Origin of the sequence: Burkholderia sp. HMSC10F09, assembly GCF_001806955.1 — a bacterium.
Taxonomy (GTDB): domain Bacteria; phylum Pseudomonadota; class Gammaproteobacteria; order Burkholderiales; family Burkholderiaceae; genus Burkholderia; species Burkholderia multivorans.
Genome location: NZ_KV786628.1, coordinates 15,122 through 30,139, shown reverse-complemented (window position 1 = coordinate 30,139; position 15,018 = coordinate 15,122). Strand labels below are relative to the sequence as shown.

Sequence of the window (15,018 nt, the reverse complement as noted above, 5' to 3'; positions counted from 1 at the left end):
CTCCGTCGATCGCTGCGTGGCCGCCACCATCGACCTGTATTGCCGGCGAGCAGCCGGCGGATGCCGAGGACGTAGCTCCGCGTCGGCTGGCTATCTGCCCCGCCCCAGAGACAGCTTTTCCAGCAGCACCTTCACGTCCACCGGCTTCGGCAAATGATCGTCGAAGCCGGCGGCAATTGCGGCGTCCCGATCGTGTATCGACGCGAGGCCCGTCAGGGCCAGCGCGTAGATGCGCCGTCGGCCGCCTTCGCGACTGCGCACGTCGCGCAGCAGTGCATGGCCGTCGGCGCCGGGCATGGCGAGATCGCTGACGAGAATATCGAAAGAGCCGGCAGCGAGACAAGCGAGCGCTTCTTTCGCACCGGAAGCGATCTGCACTTGCGCGCCGAGCCCGCGCAGCAAGTGCGCCAACGGCTCCTGGGCCGGCACGTCGTCGTCGACGAGCAGCACCGACAGGCCGTCGAGCCGTGCCGATTCCGCGGGTGCAGCAGCGACGGTTCCCTCTTCGGTCGCGGCGGTCTGCAGCAACGGTATGCGAACCGTCAGCCTGGTACCGCGACCTTCGCCCTCGCTGCTGGCGGTCACCGTGCCCCCGTGCGCCGTCACGAGATGCTTGACGATCGAGAGGCCCAGGCCAAGGCCGCCATACTGGCGCGTGCGACTGGTGTCGGACTGCATGAAACGGTCGAACAGACGCGGCAGCAATTCCGGTTTGACGCCGATGCCGTTGTCGGCGACCGAGAGCTCGATGAGTGCACCGAGACGCGTCAGCGCGACCTCCACGCGGCCGCCTTGCGGCGTGAACTTCAGCGCATTGCCGATCAGGTTGGAGGCGACCTGCTGCAGACGACGCGCGTCGCCGCTGACGACCGCCTGGCTTTGCAATCCCGACGTCGCGAGCATGATCTCCTTTTTGGCCGCCACCGGGCGATGGCTTTCCACCACGGTGCGTACGGCCGCTGCAAAGTCGACCGGCTTCGAATCGAGCGAGAACCGTCCCGACGAGATGCGCGAGACGTCCAGCAAATCGTCGATCAGTTCGGCCTGCAGCTGACAATGCCGCAGAATGGTCGTGACCGCGCGCTGACTCATTTGCTCGTCGGTCGGCATGCCGCGCTCGCTTGCCGTCATGAGCACGGCCGCCCAGCTGGAGATCACGTTCAGCGGTGCGCGCAGCTCGTGCGATACGAGGGCGAGAAAGTTGTCCTTCGCGGTATTGGCCCGTTCCGCATCGAGTTGCGCGGACTGCGCGGTGCCGAGCGCGCTTTTGAGCTGATGGATGTCCTGGAAGGCGAGTACGGCGCCGTCGATGCGATCGTCGGCCGTGCGATAGGCACGCACGTTGACGAGCCACCATCGGCCTTCGCTGTCCTGATACTCGTGCTCTACATCCGCCAATCCCTGCACGGCCGACTGCACGACGCGTTCGAGGTCGACCGCCGAGAACAGGCTGTTCAACTGCGCCAGCGGTTGTCCTACGCTGTCGTCCGGCAATCCGAACAGCGCTTGCGCCTGCGGCGAAAAATGTCGAAGGCGCAACTGCCGATCCAGCACGACGACCGGTAGCGGGATGCCTTCGACCAGATTGCTCAGATCGTCGTTGACGCGGTCGAGTTGCTCGTTGCGCGATTTCAGCTCGTCGTTCAGCGACGCAAGCTCCTGATTGGCCGACTCGAGTTCCTGCTTGGCCAGCAGCAGTTCTTCGTTCGCGCTTTGCAGCTCTTCGTTGGTGCTGAGCATTTCCTCGTTGGCCGTGCGCAGTTCCTCATTGGCCGATTCGAATTCGGCGACGACCGTCTTGAGCTGCGCTTGCGTGGCCTCGAGTTCGTCGGACAGCGTGGTGACCGTGCGCTCGAGTTCCTGAACGCGGCTGTGCGGCGAGCCCGTATTCGTGTTCTGTGGCGCGGGTGCGTCGTCGGGCAATCGTTCCAGCGTGACCAGATAGTGCGGCACCAGGTCCTCGGCGGCCAGCGGCAGGACTTCCAGCGCGAAATGCGTGTCGCCGAGCGCGACGCGCTCGCGCCGCACAGGTTGGCCCGTCCGCTTGGCCTCGATCAGCGCGGTGCGCACCGTGACGTTGAGCTCGGGCTGCAACAAGCGCGGCAGAGCAAGCGACGCCTCGCCGCTCGCCGGCGCGACGAAACCCGACACGTCGCCGCGAAAGTGCACGACGTCGCCTTTGTCGTCGACGACGAAACCCGGTGGCGCATAGCGCTCGAGCGCGGTGCGGTTGGCCGCCTCGAGAACGGGATCGGCCTGCTGCGCGCGCCGCGCCGGCGGCGCAGTGCCCTGGCTCGCCCACGGACGCAGTGCATCGATCGGGAACGCGCCTTGCTGCCGCTTGGCCGCCGGCACCTTGCGGTACAGATGCGGCGCGCCGGCGTGCTCGAAACCGTCGGCACCCGACACGGTCTCGGCGCGGCCGAGCAGCAGAAATCCGTCGGGCCGGCAGGCGTAGTGCAACACCTCCAGCACGTGCTGTTGTGCCTCCTTGCGCAGGTAGATCAGCAGATTGCGACAGCTGATCAGGTCCATGCCCGAGAAAGGCGCGTGGGTCAGCACGTTGTGCCGCGCGAACACGCACATTTCGCGAATCGCCTTGCGCACCACATAGCCGCCCGACGTGGCGGCGAACGTTCTTTCACGAAACGCCTCCGGCACGTCGTCCACCGACGCCAGGCTGTAGCGGCCGGCCCGCGCAATTTCGATCGATGCCTCGTTGATGTCGGTGCCGAAGATCTGCACGCGGCGATGCAGCGCGTCGCGATCGAGTGCCTCCCTCAGCAGCGTCGCGATGGTGTAGACCTCCTCGCCGGTCGAGCAGGCGGGCACCCAGACGCGGATCGGGTCGTGCTTCAGTTCCAGCAGCGCGGGAATGACCGACTGCCGCAGCACGTTGACGAACTCCGCGTCGCGAAAGAAGGCCGTGACGCCGATCAGGATGTCGTCGCGCAGCGCCTCTGCCTCCCGCGCATCGCTGCGCAGCAGCTGCAGGTAGGCATCCACGTCCCGATCCTTTTGCAGCAGCACGCGGCGCAGGAAGCGGCGGCGTAGGTTGACGTCCTTGACGTAGGCGAGGTTGATGCCGGTTTTTTGCTGAACAATGGAGATGGCCGTGCCGAGCGCGTCGTCGTCGGCCGTCTGCGCATCGGCCGCGTCCGCGCTGCGGGCAGGATCGCCGAAGCGCCGCACCAGGCACGGGGCGATGTCCTCGGGCGACAGCACTTCGTCGACCAAACCCGTGTCGATCGCCGCTGTCGGCATACCCTGATGAGCAGCCGTTTGCGGCTGCTGTGCGATGACGAAGCCGCCGGAAGCCTTCAGGTCCACCAGTCCGCCTGCACCGTCCTGCCCGGTGCCCGAGAGGATCGCTGCCGCACCGTTGACGTCGGGATCCTGCGCGAGCGACGCCAGGCACGCGTCGATCGGCAAGTTGAGTCCGGCCTGTCTGCGCGTCAATCGGAAATGGCCGTCCAGTGCAATCACGCCCGCGTTTTCAGGCAGCACGTATATGCGGTCATGCTCCATCTTGCGCAGATGGACGAGCTTTTCGACCGGCATGCGTGCATCTGCCTGCAGGATGTCGGGCAGCCGGCTCTCCTCCTTCGGATCGAGGTGCGTGATGACGAGCACCGCGAAGCCGGGATCGCTCGGCAGCGCGGCGACGATCGCGCGCAACGGGTCGAGGCTGCCAGCCGATCCTCCCAGCACGACGAGCTTCAACTGTTCCGACAAAATCGCCCCCACGGCCAACTCCTGCTCATTGTATTAGCGTGGGTCGCAGTGTATCGCCGCCCTGTGCGCGCATCAACGGCCGTTCGGCTGCGGTTGCATGCCATCGCGGTACACGCACGGTGGGGCTGGCACATGGACGACTTACGCGGCACACTACCGATTCGCTGCAGGCCTTGGCCTGCAGTTGCATTTCTGTAAGCGAAGAAGCGGACCGTGACGCCCGGACAGTTTCGAATCGGCTAGCGTACGGCCGGCGCTCGCGCCCGGGACGACGGCCAAGTCCCGCCATCGGGCAATCGATCGAGCACGCCTGCGGACCTGAGAGCGAGAACAGATGACGACCTACCTATTGCCGCATCCGGTGGAATCCGCCGAGCAAGCGCGCGACAGACTCGAGCGCGCCGTCGACGCCGCCGAACTCGGCACCTTCTATTGCCCGTTGCCGCTCGACCGGCTGTTCTGGAATGCGCGCTGCAAGGTGCACTTCTGGCTGGACCCCGATACGCCGGACGACGAAATCGATATCGACACCTTCTACCGGATCCTGCACGCGGACGATCGCGCAAGCGTGCGCGCCGCGGTCGACGCCGCCGTGACGCACGGCGGCTTGTTCGATATCGAGTATCGAACGGTCTCTGCGCGTGGCGACGTCCGCTGGCTCAGGGCCAAGGGAAGTGCGCACGTCGGCGCCGACGGGCGCCCGGTCCGGCTCGACGGCATTACGATCGACATTTCGGCGCAAAAGCGGCTGGAGCGCGAGCGCGACGCGCTGATCGAGAGCGAACGTGTCCAGCGATTCGCCGCACAAAGCGCGAGCGGGTCGAAGGATGCCTTCATTGCCGCGGTGTCGCATGAGCTCAGAGCGCCGTCGACAGCCATCCTCGGATGGGCGGACATGCTCGGCGACGCAGCCGACGACCCGGCGGTCGTCCGGGAGGGTGTCGCCGTCATCCGCCGAAATATCCTCGCGCTGACGCGATTGGTCGACGACCTGCTGGACGCGAGCCGCTTGGGGCAGGGCAAGTTCGCGATCGAGTCGGCGCCCGTGTCGATCGCCGAATGCCTGAACGCCGCATTGCAGGACGTCGTGCCTATTGCCGAAACGAAAGGCGTGCGGATTGCCGAGCCGTGTGCGGGCGACGGCCTCGTGTCGGGCGACGCAGCGAGGCTCGAGCAGGTCTTTCGCAATCTGCTCGACAACGCGTTGAAGCATACGCAGAGCGGAGGACAAATCATGCCGTCGCTCGTCGTCGGTCCGGATACGGTCCAGGTCCGTATCGCGGACACGGGCGCCGGCATACCTGCCGATCGGCTCGAACAGATATTCGAACCGTTCCTGCAGATACGCAATCCATTGCATGCGCAAGCAGGCGGCCTTGGCCTCGGTCTTTCCATCGCGCGCAGCATCGTGGTCATGCACGGAGGCGAGATCACGGCGTGCAGCGACGGGCCGGGCAAAGGCGCAACGTTTACCGTGACGTTGCCGCGGCTCGCGCAAGCGGGACATCGGGAACGGTTCTTGCGCGACGCCGCGCCGAGCGACACGTCGATCGAGGGCAGCGACATACTGCTGGTCGAGGACGATGCCGATGCGCGCGATGCGCTCGCGACGATCCTGCGCCTGAAGCGCGCCGTGGTCCGCACGGCAAGCTCGGCCGAGGAGGCGCGCCTCGCAATCCGCGGCGGTGTGCCCGACCTGATCGTGTGCGATCTCACGATGCCTGAAGAGACCGGAATCGACTTCGCAAGAACGCTTCGCCGGGACGGTATCGATATTCCGATGATCGCGCTCACAGGCCACGCGCGGGAAGAGGACATGCGCATGGCGACGGAGGCCGGCTTCGACGCGTACCTGACCAAACCGATCGATACGGCGCATCTTGTCGCGGCGATCGAAAAGCTCGTGCACCGCTGAAAGCGCGGGATACGCGATGCATCGGCCGCCGTCGGTGTCGGCGCCCCGTATCGGCACGCTCGCGACCGGGAAGGCGGGTGACGATGACGGTCTCGTCGAGGACGGCGAAGCGGCCGTCGCACTATCGTCGGCGACCGAAAATCGCAACTGGCCGATACCCGCGGGCCGCCGCGGCACTTGTCGTCGGCCGGTCGCTCAGGCAGTCGGTTCGAATTGCGTGACCTTGTTGCGCCCCGTGGCTTTGGCGTAATAGAGCGCTTCGTCGGCAGCCTTGATGATCGCGTCGGGTTCGACGTCCTGCTCGGGTTTCCAGCTCGCCAGGCCGATGCTCGCGGTCACGCGTCCGAACTCGCTGCCGACATGTTCGAGTCCCAGTGCGTCGATGGCGATTCGAATCCGTTCGGCAATCTGCGCGGCGCCGTTCTCCGCCGTATCGGGCAGCAGGACGACGAACTCTTCGCCGCCATAGCGGGCGGCGACGTCCGCGGGCCGGCGAATGTTCTCGCCGATGCAGCGCGCGACCGCGGCGAGGGCATCGTCGCCGGCCTGATGACCGTACGTGTCGTTGTATGCCTTGAAGCGATCGACGTCGACGAAGAGCAACGAAAAGACCGACCGTACTCGACGTGCACGGCGCCATTCGCGATCGAGCACCTCGCCGAAGCTGCGGCGGTTGTTGAGGCCTGTGAGCCCGTCGGTACGCGCGAGCAGGATCAGCTCCGATTCGGCTCGCATCCTGCGCCGCAGCTGCGCGCCGAGCAATACGGAAAGCGCAATGAAGGCAGCGCCGAACGTGGCGACCAGCGCGCCGATCGTGAGCGCGCGACGACGCCATGCCGCGTAAATGTCCTGTTCGGCCTCGGCGACCATCACGATGAGCGGCAGGTTCGGCAATGTCTTGAAGTAATACAGGCGGCGAACGCCGTCGATGGACGACCTCTCGAGAAACGATCCTTCGGGCGCGCTTCGGAAGCGCCGGAACGTGGCGGCCTGGCTGATATCCCGCCCGATCGTATGCAGTTCGTAAGGCTGGCGCATGACCATGATGCCGTCCGTGCCGATCAGGGAAATCGATCCGTGCGGCCCCAGCGCGAGCCCGGCAAACAGCTTGTGGAAATACTCCAGGTTGATCGCGATCAATGCGACGCCGGCGAAGGAGCCGTCCGCGTTCGACACGCGACGGCTCAGCACGATGCTTGGCGTGCCGCCGCGCAGCCGCGATGCGAATGGATCGCTGACGTACAGCCCCACGTCGGCGCGGTCGCGGTGGACGGTGAAATACTTGCGATCCGAGAAGTTGCCGTGGCGCGGCACGTCGCTCTGCGAATCGAGAACGATATTGCCCTGCGCATCGAGGACCAGCATCGAACCGAGATACTGGGCCGTCATCGCGTGGTCGAACAGCACGCCACGGCGAAGCGCAGGCGAAGCCGCCATCACGTCCGGGCGCCGAAGCCCCTGGAGGACGGCCTCCAGCGACAGATTGTAGAGTTCGACGTTGCGCGTGATGTCGCGTTCGGCGACGAGCGCGAGATTGCGGGAAGTCTCGCGTGCCCTGTCCAGCGCATCCTCGCGGCTCTGGAACAGCTGGAGTATGCAAAGCCCCATCAGCGCGAAGGCGATCAGCACGCCCACGGCGACGACATAGTGAGGCGCTGAAGAGCGCGGTTGCATCCGTTTCCTCGTTCTAGAGCGGCGCACGAGCGCCTGTATTGTTCAATTGGCTTTTCCACATACTAAAAAAGGGGCGGGTGCTGCGCAAGCACGAGCGACCCGAACACGTGAAGACTGCCTGCCCGGGATGACCGCGGCATGGCGGCGCGAGTCGCCGCGTCGACCGCCTGCGTCGGCGCGCGACGGCGCTCAAGTTTCCGGCGGACGCACCGATATTCAGCGTATACGCAAGACAGACGGATCGAAGGAGGACCGAAGCATGAACGCAGCCGGCCGATTCAGATACGGAACGATCGCGATGGCGGTATTCGCCGCGTGCGCGCTCGCGCGCGCGGCGGAGCCGTCGATTCCGCTCAAGGTAAGTCTCGTCATTCCGGAAACCTGCACGATCGGACAGGGCGGCCGTACCGCTGCGGGCGCCGAAATGCCGAGCGTGACGTGCACGCACGGCACGCCGTTCGTGCTCACCCGCGTGTCGGCAATGGACGTTCCGGCCGTGCCGCGCCGCGCCGCGAGTGCCGGCGACGCAAGCGCATGGACGGTCACGTTCTGAATGCCGCATCGCGGGCCGACCGTCGCTAGAAGCTGATCGTCGCCGTAATCGTGTCGCTATAGTTGCCGGGGGCCGGCGTCGTCTGGGCCGGCACCGCGCCGTACACGGTCACGGCCTGCGCGTTGCCGGTGCCGACGCCCGTGACGGTCGACGTGCCGCCCGAACCGTCGCCCCATGCGATCGAACGCGCGGCATCCGTATACAGCCCATAGCCGATACTGCCGCCGCCGCCGCTGCGTTGCATCTGTCTGGCCGCGACGTTGCCGCTGCTGCCGCCGTTCAGCGCGATCTTCCACGCATCGCCGTTGGTGCATTGCGCGGTGATTGAACCCGTCGCGGAGAGCGGCTTCGACAGCACGCTGGCCGTGCCGAACGCGACGTTCGTCGCCGTGATGGTGCAGTTGTTGACGACGTTCGCCGTTGCCGTAAACGGGAACGAGCCGCTCGGCGACGTCAGCGACGCACACGTGGGCGCACCGGCCAGATAGAAGCCGACATTCAGCGACGTCGTGTTGCCGCCGAATGTCTGCGAGTAGGCCGTCGTGCTGTTGCCGACGGTGGGCACCGTCGGCTGGTTGGCGGCGATTTGCCCGTAGACCGTGACGGTCGCGCTAGCCGACGTGCCGAGCGCGGGTTTGACGAGCGTGACGGAAGCCGGCGTCGTACCCGAGTAAATGGAGCCCCATGCGACGGAATGGGCGGCATCGAGATAAAGGTCGTACTGCATCGCGTTGCTGCCGTTCACGAGGCTGCGCGGGCTCGTCCCGCCAAGGTTGAGGCATACCAGTACGTTCGGTGTCAGCGTGACGGCCGACCACGTGCACGTGACGTTGACGGTGCCCGTCGCGGCCACCGCTGCCCGAGCGATCGGACTGACCGAGCCGAAGTTCACCGCCGACGCCGTGGCCGTGCAGCTTTCGGCATGCGCGTGACGCGGGACGCCGCACCAGGCGACGAGCGCGACGAGGAGCAGCAGCGCAAGCTTCATTGCGTCGGGCGGCAGGCAAGCGGGCCGACGGTCGGCAGCGTGCCGTCGGCGGGCTGCGTGAACGTGAATTCCGCCGTGCATCGCCGGCTTCCGTAGTCGATCACGAGATGGTTGTCCTCCTTCAGTCCGTCGATGAACGTGAGACCGTCGTAGCCCACGATCGTATTCGCGCCGCTTTCGACGTGGCGCACGCGCGCGCCGGCCGGCAACGGATGGCCGGTGTCGTCGCGGAGCATCACCGACGCCGCCCGGTATCGCGATACGCCGAAACGGGCGACGACGCCCGATTGCGCCTGCGGGACCACCGTCATCGACGTGCGGTCGATGCGCGCGTCGGCCGGCAGTTTCATCGCGTCGATCGCGATCCGGTTGTTCTGGTACGCGTTTAGATCGGGCACGAGCAGATGGCCCGTGCGGTCCGTCGTGCCGATCACGCGATTCTCGTGCAGCACCGGGATGCCGGCGACGCCGTCGGTCGACACGAGCGCGAAGCCGTCGTCGATGCGGCGCGACGGTTGCAGACTGCCGTCCATGAACACGAGCGCACCGTTGACGTCGACCGACGCACCGCTCTGGCGGTCGATGCCTTGTGCCGCCGCGATCACTTCGCCGGCGTGTCCGAGGTAGCGCAACTGGGCCTGTCGATAGGGCACGGCACCCGTGCCGCCCGTCTGTACGCCCCAGCCCCAGCCGCCGCCGTAGTCGGGCGGACGGCTCGCGTCGACCGTGTAGTTGGACTGACCGTTCTGACGGCCGACCGTCGTGTTGATCGACGTGTTGCCGCCGAGCCCGATGTTCAGCGACACGAATGCGCCGCTCGTGCCGTGCTGAGCGAAATCGCGGTACGCGCTGACGGTCACCGATGCGAGATTGCCGAGCCCGAGCGTATAGGACGCCGTACCGATCCGCGCACTGGGACCTTGCGGCAACCGGAAGCCGATATAGCTCAGCGACAGCGTCTGCCGATGCATGAACGGCAGCGCGAGCGTCGCCTGGTCGGTCGCCGACGGCACCGGCGCGCCGTCGCGGGATGCCAGATCGCCATAGCGGCGGAACGCGCGGGTCGTCTGCGCGTTGATCGAGAAACGCGGTTCGATCAACTGATAGCCGACGCTGACCTGGGTGCCCGCGTAGCGGCCCGCGCTGCCCGCGATCGCGCCGCTGACGACGCCGGCGTAGCCCAGTCGCGCGAGCGCGCCGACGCCGACGTTGACGACGCCCGCGGTCGCTTCCGCATGCGCTTCGACGGTGAGCGTGTCGCTCAGGCCGCGACGCGCCGAACCGCTGATCGCGGGGCGTGCGTCGTAGTCGAACGATTGCAGTCCGTAGTTGCGGCGCAGGAAGCCGGCCTCGAACGAGTAGCTCGACAGCCCTGCGGCGAGCATCCGTGTATCGACGTAGAGCGGCACCGATGTCTCGACGGTGCGTCCGAGCGCGTCGCGCGTGATGACGGTCGCCTGACCGGCACCCAGGATGCCCGGCACGTCGTGGATGATGAACGGGCCGCTCGGCACGTTGCCGGTGTACTGCCGCACGTTGTTGATGTACAGGTCGACGGCCGACGGCACGGCGGCGGAGCCCGACAGCGACGGAATCGGAAACGTCACGAGATCGGGCCGCAGTGCGAAGTTGCTGCGCCACTGAAAGCCGCCGAGGCGGACGGACCGCGTCCACGCGAGCGATCCGGAGATCGCGTCGCCGATCTGCGTGGTACTCGCTCGCGCCGGATCCGATCGGCTCCACGACGTATCGAAGCGCGTGTAGCGCCGATGGCCGTTGTAGAAGTACGCGGTCCCGGTGTTGCTGAATACGCCGTTCGCGTCGAAGTAGCGCACGTCCGTATAGAACGAGAATTGCCGTTCGCCGACGGTCTGCGCATACGCCTCGTAGTTGACCGCAATGCCGCGCGACGCCGTGGGCGGCTGGGTAGCGGGCAGTGCTCGGCTGTCTACCGCGTACGGACGGCGCAGCGCGTCGGGCATCTGCAGATCCACCGTCTGACGTGCCGCGTCGTAGCGGTAGCGGAGCCCGGCGATCGTATCGAGATCGACGGTTGCCGTATCGGCGATGCCGAGCCGGTCGGTCGCAAAACCGAGCGTGCGCAGGTCCGCACCGCTCGCCGACAGATGACCGTCGCGTTCGCGGAAATGCGCGAGCAAGGCCGTGCTTTCGCCGTTCACCGAGACCTCGAGGATCACGTCGTGCGCGTCGTCCGCCATGACGAGCGCGGACGTGTCGGCTGCGCGGGCCGCGCCGAACGCCAGCAGGCCGCCGGCCATCATCGCGGCGAGCGTGGCGCGCGGCGAGCGTGGCCGCGCTGCCCGTGCCGCGCGCGACGGCGGTTCGGCATGCGGCGAAGGAGGCGCAACCAGGACGCGCACCGGCGGATCAGCCCGGCGGCTCCACCGCGACGACGGCGCTGACCGGCTGCGAATTCACGGCCGCCCGTATCGTGACGCGACCGCCGAGCGCGACGCCGGGCGGCAGCGGGACGCTCCATTGGCCGGTTCGGCCGGCGAGCGCATAGCCGAGCAGCCCTTGCGTCAACGGATAGGCGCGGCCGTCCGCGGCGACCAGGCGGACCGACGCGAGCTGCGCGCGGCGGCCGCCCGCGTTGCGCACGCGCAGCACCCAGCCGCCGTTGTCGCGCAGTAGCGTCCAGTCGAGTCGAGGCGCGCCGTCGCCGGCCGGTTCGACGAACACGGGAATGGAATAGCGCAGACGAATCGAGACGCCGTTGGTCGGCGCCTCGCCGGGCTGCGGAAGTTCGTCGATCAGCAGTCGGTAGCTCTGCTCTGTATCGGGCGCTGCCCGAGCCGCCCGGACGACGCGAACCAGCTGATCGCCCTGCGTGCCGACCTGGATCAGCGGCGGACTCGCGATCAAGTCCTGCGTGGGTGTCAGCGTGTCGTGCCCGTCCGTCTGATCCCAGCGGAAGACGCGTACCTGGCCGTACACGGGCCGCTCGCCCGGATTGCGCAGCGTGATGCCGGTTGCCGTGTCGTCCGGGCCGAACTCGATCGTCACCGGGGAAATCTGCAGCGACGCAGCATGTGTTGCGCCGTTCGCGCATAGCAGCAGCGCGGCGAGCGTTCGTCGTAATGCGGTCATGCGATGCGAAGCCCGTCAGAAGTAGACGGTCGCCGTGACGGTGGTCTGGTAGGTATCCGGCTTCGGCGTCGCTTGCGCGGGCACCTGGCCGTAGACGGTAAGCGCTTGGGCGGCGCCGGTGCCCGTACCGGCAACGGTGTTGGTGCCCTGCGTATTGCCCCAGATCGTCGTGCGTCCCGCATCCTGATAGAGCTGGAACGCGACGGTGGTCGTCGTGTTGCCGGTCGAGGTGCCGGCCATCAAGCGACTCGCGACGCTCGAACCCGTCACCGTCCCTGCATCGAGCCCGACGTTGTAAGGCGTCGTGTTCGTACAGGTGACATTGAGTGTCGTCTGCTGGTTGATCGCCGTGGCCAGCACGCCGTTCGTGCCGAAATTGAGCGGGTTCGCCGCGATCGTGCAGTTCGGCTGCAGCGTCAACGTGACGGTGAAGGTCGCGGTTGCGGTGCCGTTCGAATAGGTCGCCGCATGCGCCGCACCGCCTAGCATGGCGGCCGACAGTATCCAGAGTCCTGCGATATGGCGGGTTATTTTCATTCATTGCTCCGACGCGAAACGGCAATATCGAAAGGAAGTCGCCGGGCAATTATCAGTTCAATACGACACGTTGCGCAATACCGGAGTAAGTTTCTACGTCGGTCGATTATCGTTTCGGTATATTGTGCAATGCCGGTTTTATTTTCTGAAAGATGTTGAGTAAAATTTTCCAGTCGGTTGCGTGCGTGTGAATGGCAAGCGCAGGCCGGTCCCGCCGTGCCGCACGCGCCGGCCGATTATCCGGACGCGGTTATAAGCAAAATCGAGCGATTTGAAGCGTCCATAGGAATCCACAATCGCCCGAAAATCGGCGGTCGGGAATTGTTACAGGGGCGGTTGTCGATGTCGGCCGCGCGATTCGATATCGAAGAAATGTTTCCGATGTCGCGCGATAACGTCATCTTTTGATAGATTTTCGCGAGCCCGATTATGACCCGAAGTATCGGCGCGATCTGGCGTTTCCCGCGCGTCACGGGAACGCGTCGGGCCGCGACAACGCGCCGGGCACGGGGGCGTTACGGTTTGCCGGGTCGGCTTCGAATCGTTTGGCGCGGCGACGAAAACGGCGCCGACGAGGGCGCGTTCAGGAGGACGAGGCGGAGCCGAGCAACGCCTGAAGGCGTTGTGCGTCGGTCGCGTAACTTTGTTCGAACCCTTCGGCACCGAGCTCGGTCATGAGGCAGCGCCACAGGTCGAACGCGCCGATGGCCGCGCCGAGATGCAGATCGGCCGCGTGACTGCCGCGCGGACGCGTGGCCGCCGCCATCAGATGGTGCTGTATCTCCCGTTCGGCGCAGGTGGTGACCTGAACATAGCTCAGACGATTTTCCATGATGACCAAGTCGGATAGTGACCGGACGAGACTTCAGCAACTCGATGACTGACGCCGATATTATCCGCCGGTGATCGTATCGCGATGTTAAAAGTCGTGACGCACGGCGAGCGCAAGCCGAAGAAACGGCGAGCCGGGCCGGGGCTGCCAAAGTCTACCAGCGGCCGCGCGGGCCGGCGGCGATTTTCGCGATCGGGGTTTGCCCGCGCAGTGCCCGCGCGACGGCCACAACGACGGCGTCACGCGTCGCCGCGTGGCCTTTTAAGCCGCGCATACGCCGCCAGCGCGGCTTGTCGCGAAGCGGCAAGGTCGACCATGGACGCGGGATAGCCGCAGGCTGACAGCGCGGCCGGATGCTTCCACGGCTGGTGCAGCACGTTGGCCGGCAGCGCCGACAACTCCGGGAGCCAGCGCTTGAGATACGCGGCGTCGGGGTCGAACTTGGCGGCTTGCAGATACGGATTGAATACGCGGAAGTACGGTGCGGCATCGGCCCCGCAGCCGGCCACCCATTGCCAGCCCAGCGTGTTGTTCGCCAGGTCTGCATCGACGAGCGTGTCCCAGAACCATCGCGCGCCGTGCCGCCAGTGCCGACGGAGGTTCTTGGTCAGAAAGCTCGCGACCACCATTCTCACGCGATTGTGCATCCAGCCGGTCTGCCAAAGCTGCCGCATGCCGGCATCGACGAGCGGAATGCCGGTACGCCCCTGCTGCCAACGCGCCAAGTCATCATTGTCGTCGGGCGCCCACGCAAAGGTGTCGAAGCGTGCATCGAAGTTGGCGTCGGTCGTGTGCGGGAAATGGTAGAGCAGATGATGCGCAAACTCGCGCCAGCCGAGCTCCCTCAGAAACGGCTCCAGGTCGGGCCGATCGCGGTCGGTCGTCCGCGATGCGCGTTCTTGCAGCGTTCGTAGAATCTGCGTCGGCGTGATCTCGCCGTAATGCAGGTGCGCAGAAAGCCGCGAGGTACCCATGCGGGCCGGCGCGTCGCGCGCGTCGCCGTATTCAGCCAGCGCTTCGTCGACGAACTCCGCCAGACGTTCCCACGCGCCCGCTTCGCCGGGGCGCCACGCCTCGGCCAGTCCCGCGTCCCATCGAACGCGCGGCAGCAGGCCGAGCGCCTCGACGGCAGTCGAATCGTCCGTCGTCATCCATCGGCGAGGCCGTGCTGCCGGTAGCGGATGGCAGTCGGACAAGCTCGTGCGCAGCTTGCGCCAGAAAGGTGTGAAGACGCGATAGGGCTGCCCGGAGTCGGTCGCGACTTTCCAGGGTTCCTGCCAGAGCGCACCGGGGTAGCTATGCGCGGCGACGCCTTGCGCGCGCAACGCGCTTTTCAGCGCCGTATCGCACGCGATGGCAGCCGGCTCGTAGCGGCGCGTCCAGTACACGCACTGTGCGCCGACCGCGCGTGCGAGCGCCGGCACGGCGATCGTCGGGTCGTTCTGCATCACGAGCAATCGCCCGCCTTGCTGCCGAAGTGCTCGATCGAGCGACGTCAGGCTGTGGTGCAGCCACCAGCGGCTCGCCGCACCCGGCGACCAGATCGCGTCCTCATCCGGCGTGTGTACGTAGACGGGCAGCACGGCATCGTGCCGCGCGCATGCCGCCGACAACGCGGGATGATCGGAAAGCCGCAGGTCGCGGCGAAACAGTACGATTGCGACAGACATTCG

10 protein-coding genes are annotated in these 15,018 nt (G+C 66.4%); 2 read left to right on the top strand and 8 right to left on the bottom strand.

Features of this window, described 5'->3' with window-relative positions; genetic code table 11:
* Positions 1–90: 90 nt before the first annotated feature.
* Positions 91–3,747, bottom strand: coding sequence for a CheR family methyltransferase (locus HMPREF3115_RS08540; protein ID WP_070554102.1), 3,657 nt, complete (start codon positions 3,745–3,747; stop codon positions 91–93).
* A 322-nt stretch (positions 3,748–4,069) separates the two neighbouring features.
* On the opposite strand from HMPREF3115_RS08540, the gene HMPREF3115_RS08535 reads away from it, so the two are divergent.
* On the top strand, positions 4,070–5,650 hold the full coding sequence (locus tag HMPREF3115_RS08535; protein WP_070554099.1) for a hybrid sensor histidine kinase/response regulator: 1,581 nt from the start codon (positions 4,070–4,072) through the stop codon (positions 5,648–5,650).
* A 195-nt stretch (positions 5,651–5,845) separates the two neighbouring features.
* Here HMPREF3115_RS08535 and HMPREF3115_RS08530 read toward each other — a convergent pair whose 3' ends face one another.
* Positions 5,846–7,324 carry a sensor domain-containing diguanylate cyclase gene (locus HMPREF3115_RS08530; RefSeq protein ID WP_070554098.1) on the bottom strand — a complete coding sequence of 493 codons (1,479 nt, stop codon included), beginning with the start codon at positions 7,322–7,324 and terminating at the stop codon, positions 5,846–5,848.
* A gap of 259 nt (positions 7,325–7,583) precedes the next feature.
* Here HMPREF3115_RS08530 and HMPREF3115_RS08525 point away from each other — a divergent pair, with 259 nt between their 5' ends.
* Positions 7,584–7,877: a hypothetical protein gene (locus HMPREF3115_RS08525; RefSeq protein ID WP_070554096.1), complete on the top strand. Its 294-nt coding sequence runs from the start codon at positions 7,584–7,586 to the stop codon at positions 7,875–7,877.
* Between the two features lie 25 nt (positions 7,878–7,902).
* Here the strand turns inward: HMPREF3115_RS08525 and HMPREF3115_RS08520 are convergent, their stop codons facing one another.
* The 6 genes from HMPREF3115_RS08520 to HMPREF3115_RS08495 form a co-directional block, all read right to left on the bottom strand.
* Entirely contained in the window at positions 7,903–8,865 is a 963-nt protein-coding gene (locus HMPREF3115_RS08520) for a Csu type fimbrial protein (protein WP_070554093.1), read from the bottom strand.
* Complete coding sequence (locus HMPREF3115_RS08515; protein WP_227747552.1) at positions 8,862–11,147, bottom strand: fimbria/pilus outer membrane usher protein; 2,286 nt, start codon at positions 11,145–11,147, stop codon at positions 8,862–8,864. The genes HMPREF3115_RS08520 and HMPREF3115_RS08515 overlap by 4 nt, the downstream gene beginning before the upstream one ends.
* 106 nt (positions 11,148–11,253) lie before the next feature.
* A complete protein-coding gene (locus HMPREF3115_RS08510) occupies positions 11,254–11,976 on the bottom strand; it encodes a fimbrial biogenesis chaperone (RefSeq protein ID WP_070554090.1) in 723 nt (240 codons plus the stop codon).
* A 15-nt stretch (positions 11,977–11,991) separates the two neighbouring features.
* Complete coding sequence (locus HMPREF3115_RS08505) at positions 11,992–12,465, bottom strand: Csu type fimbrial protein (RefSeq protein WP_083302172.1); 474 nt, start codon at positions 12,463–12,465, stop codon at positions 11,992–11,994.
* Positions 12,466–13,096: 631 nt separating this feature from the next.
* A complete protein-coding gene (locus HMPREF3115_RS08500) occupies positions 13,097–13,345 on the bottom strand; it encodes a hypothetical protein (protein ID WP_070554086.1) in 249 nt (82 codons plus the stop codon).
* A 239-nt stretch (positions 13,346–13,584) separates the two neighbouring features.
* The gene (locus HMPREF3115_RS08495; protein WP_070554085.1) at positions 13,585–15,015 is read right to left on the bottom strand and encodes a cryptochrome/photolyase family protein; all 1,431 of its coding nucleotides are present in this window, start codon (positions 15,013–15,015) and stop codon (positions 13,585–13,587) included.
* Positions 15,016–15,018: the final 3 nt, after the last annotated feature.

Coding starts and splice junctions, on each gene's coding strand:
- HMPREF3115_RS08530 (WP_070554098.1), bottom strand. CDS start 7,324: ATGCAACCGCGCTCTTCAGCGCCTCACTATGTCGTCGCCGTGGGCGTG.
- HMPREF3115_RS08500 (WP_070554086.1), bottom strand. CDS start 13,345: ATGGAAAATCGTCTGAGCTATGTTCAGGTCACCACCTGCGCCGAACGG.
- HMPREF3115_RS08510 (WP_070554090.1), bottom strand. CDS start 11,976: ATGACCGCATTACGACGAACGCTCGCCGCGCTGCTGCTATGCGCGAAC.
- HMPREF3115_RS08520 (WP_070554093.1), bottom strand. CDS start 8,865: ATGAAGCTTGCGCTGCTGCTCCTCGTCGCGCTCGTCGCCTGGTGCGGC.
- HMPREF3115_RS08535 (WP_070554099.1), top strand. CDS start 4,070: ATGACGACCTACCTATTGCCGCATCCGGTGGAATCCGCCGAGCAAGCG.
- HMPREF3115_RS08525 (WP_070554096.1), top strand. CDS start 7,584: ATGAACGCAGCCGGCCGATTCAGATACGGAACGATCGCGATGGCGGTA.
- HMPREF3115_RS08505 (WP_083302172.1), bottom strand. CDS start 12,465: ATGCTAGGCGGTGCGGCGCATGCGGCGACCTATTCGAACGGCACCGCA.
- HMPREF3115_RS08495 (WP_070554085.1), bottom strand. CDS start 15,015: ATGTCTGTCGCAATCGTACTGTTTCGCCGCGACCTGCGGCTTTCCGAT.
- HMPREF3115_RS08515 (WP_227747552.1), bottom strand. CDS start 11,147: ATGATGGCCGGCGGCCTGCTGGCGTTCGGCGCGGCCCGCGCAGCCGAC.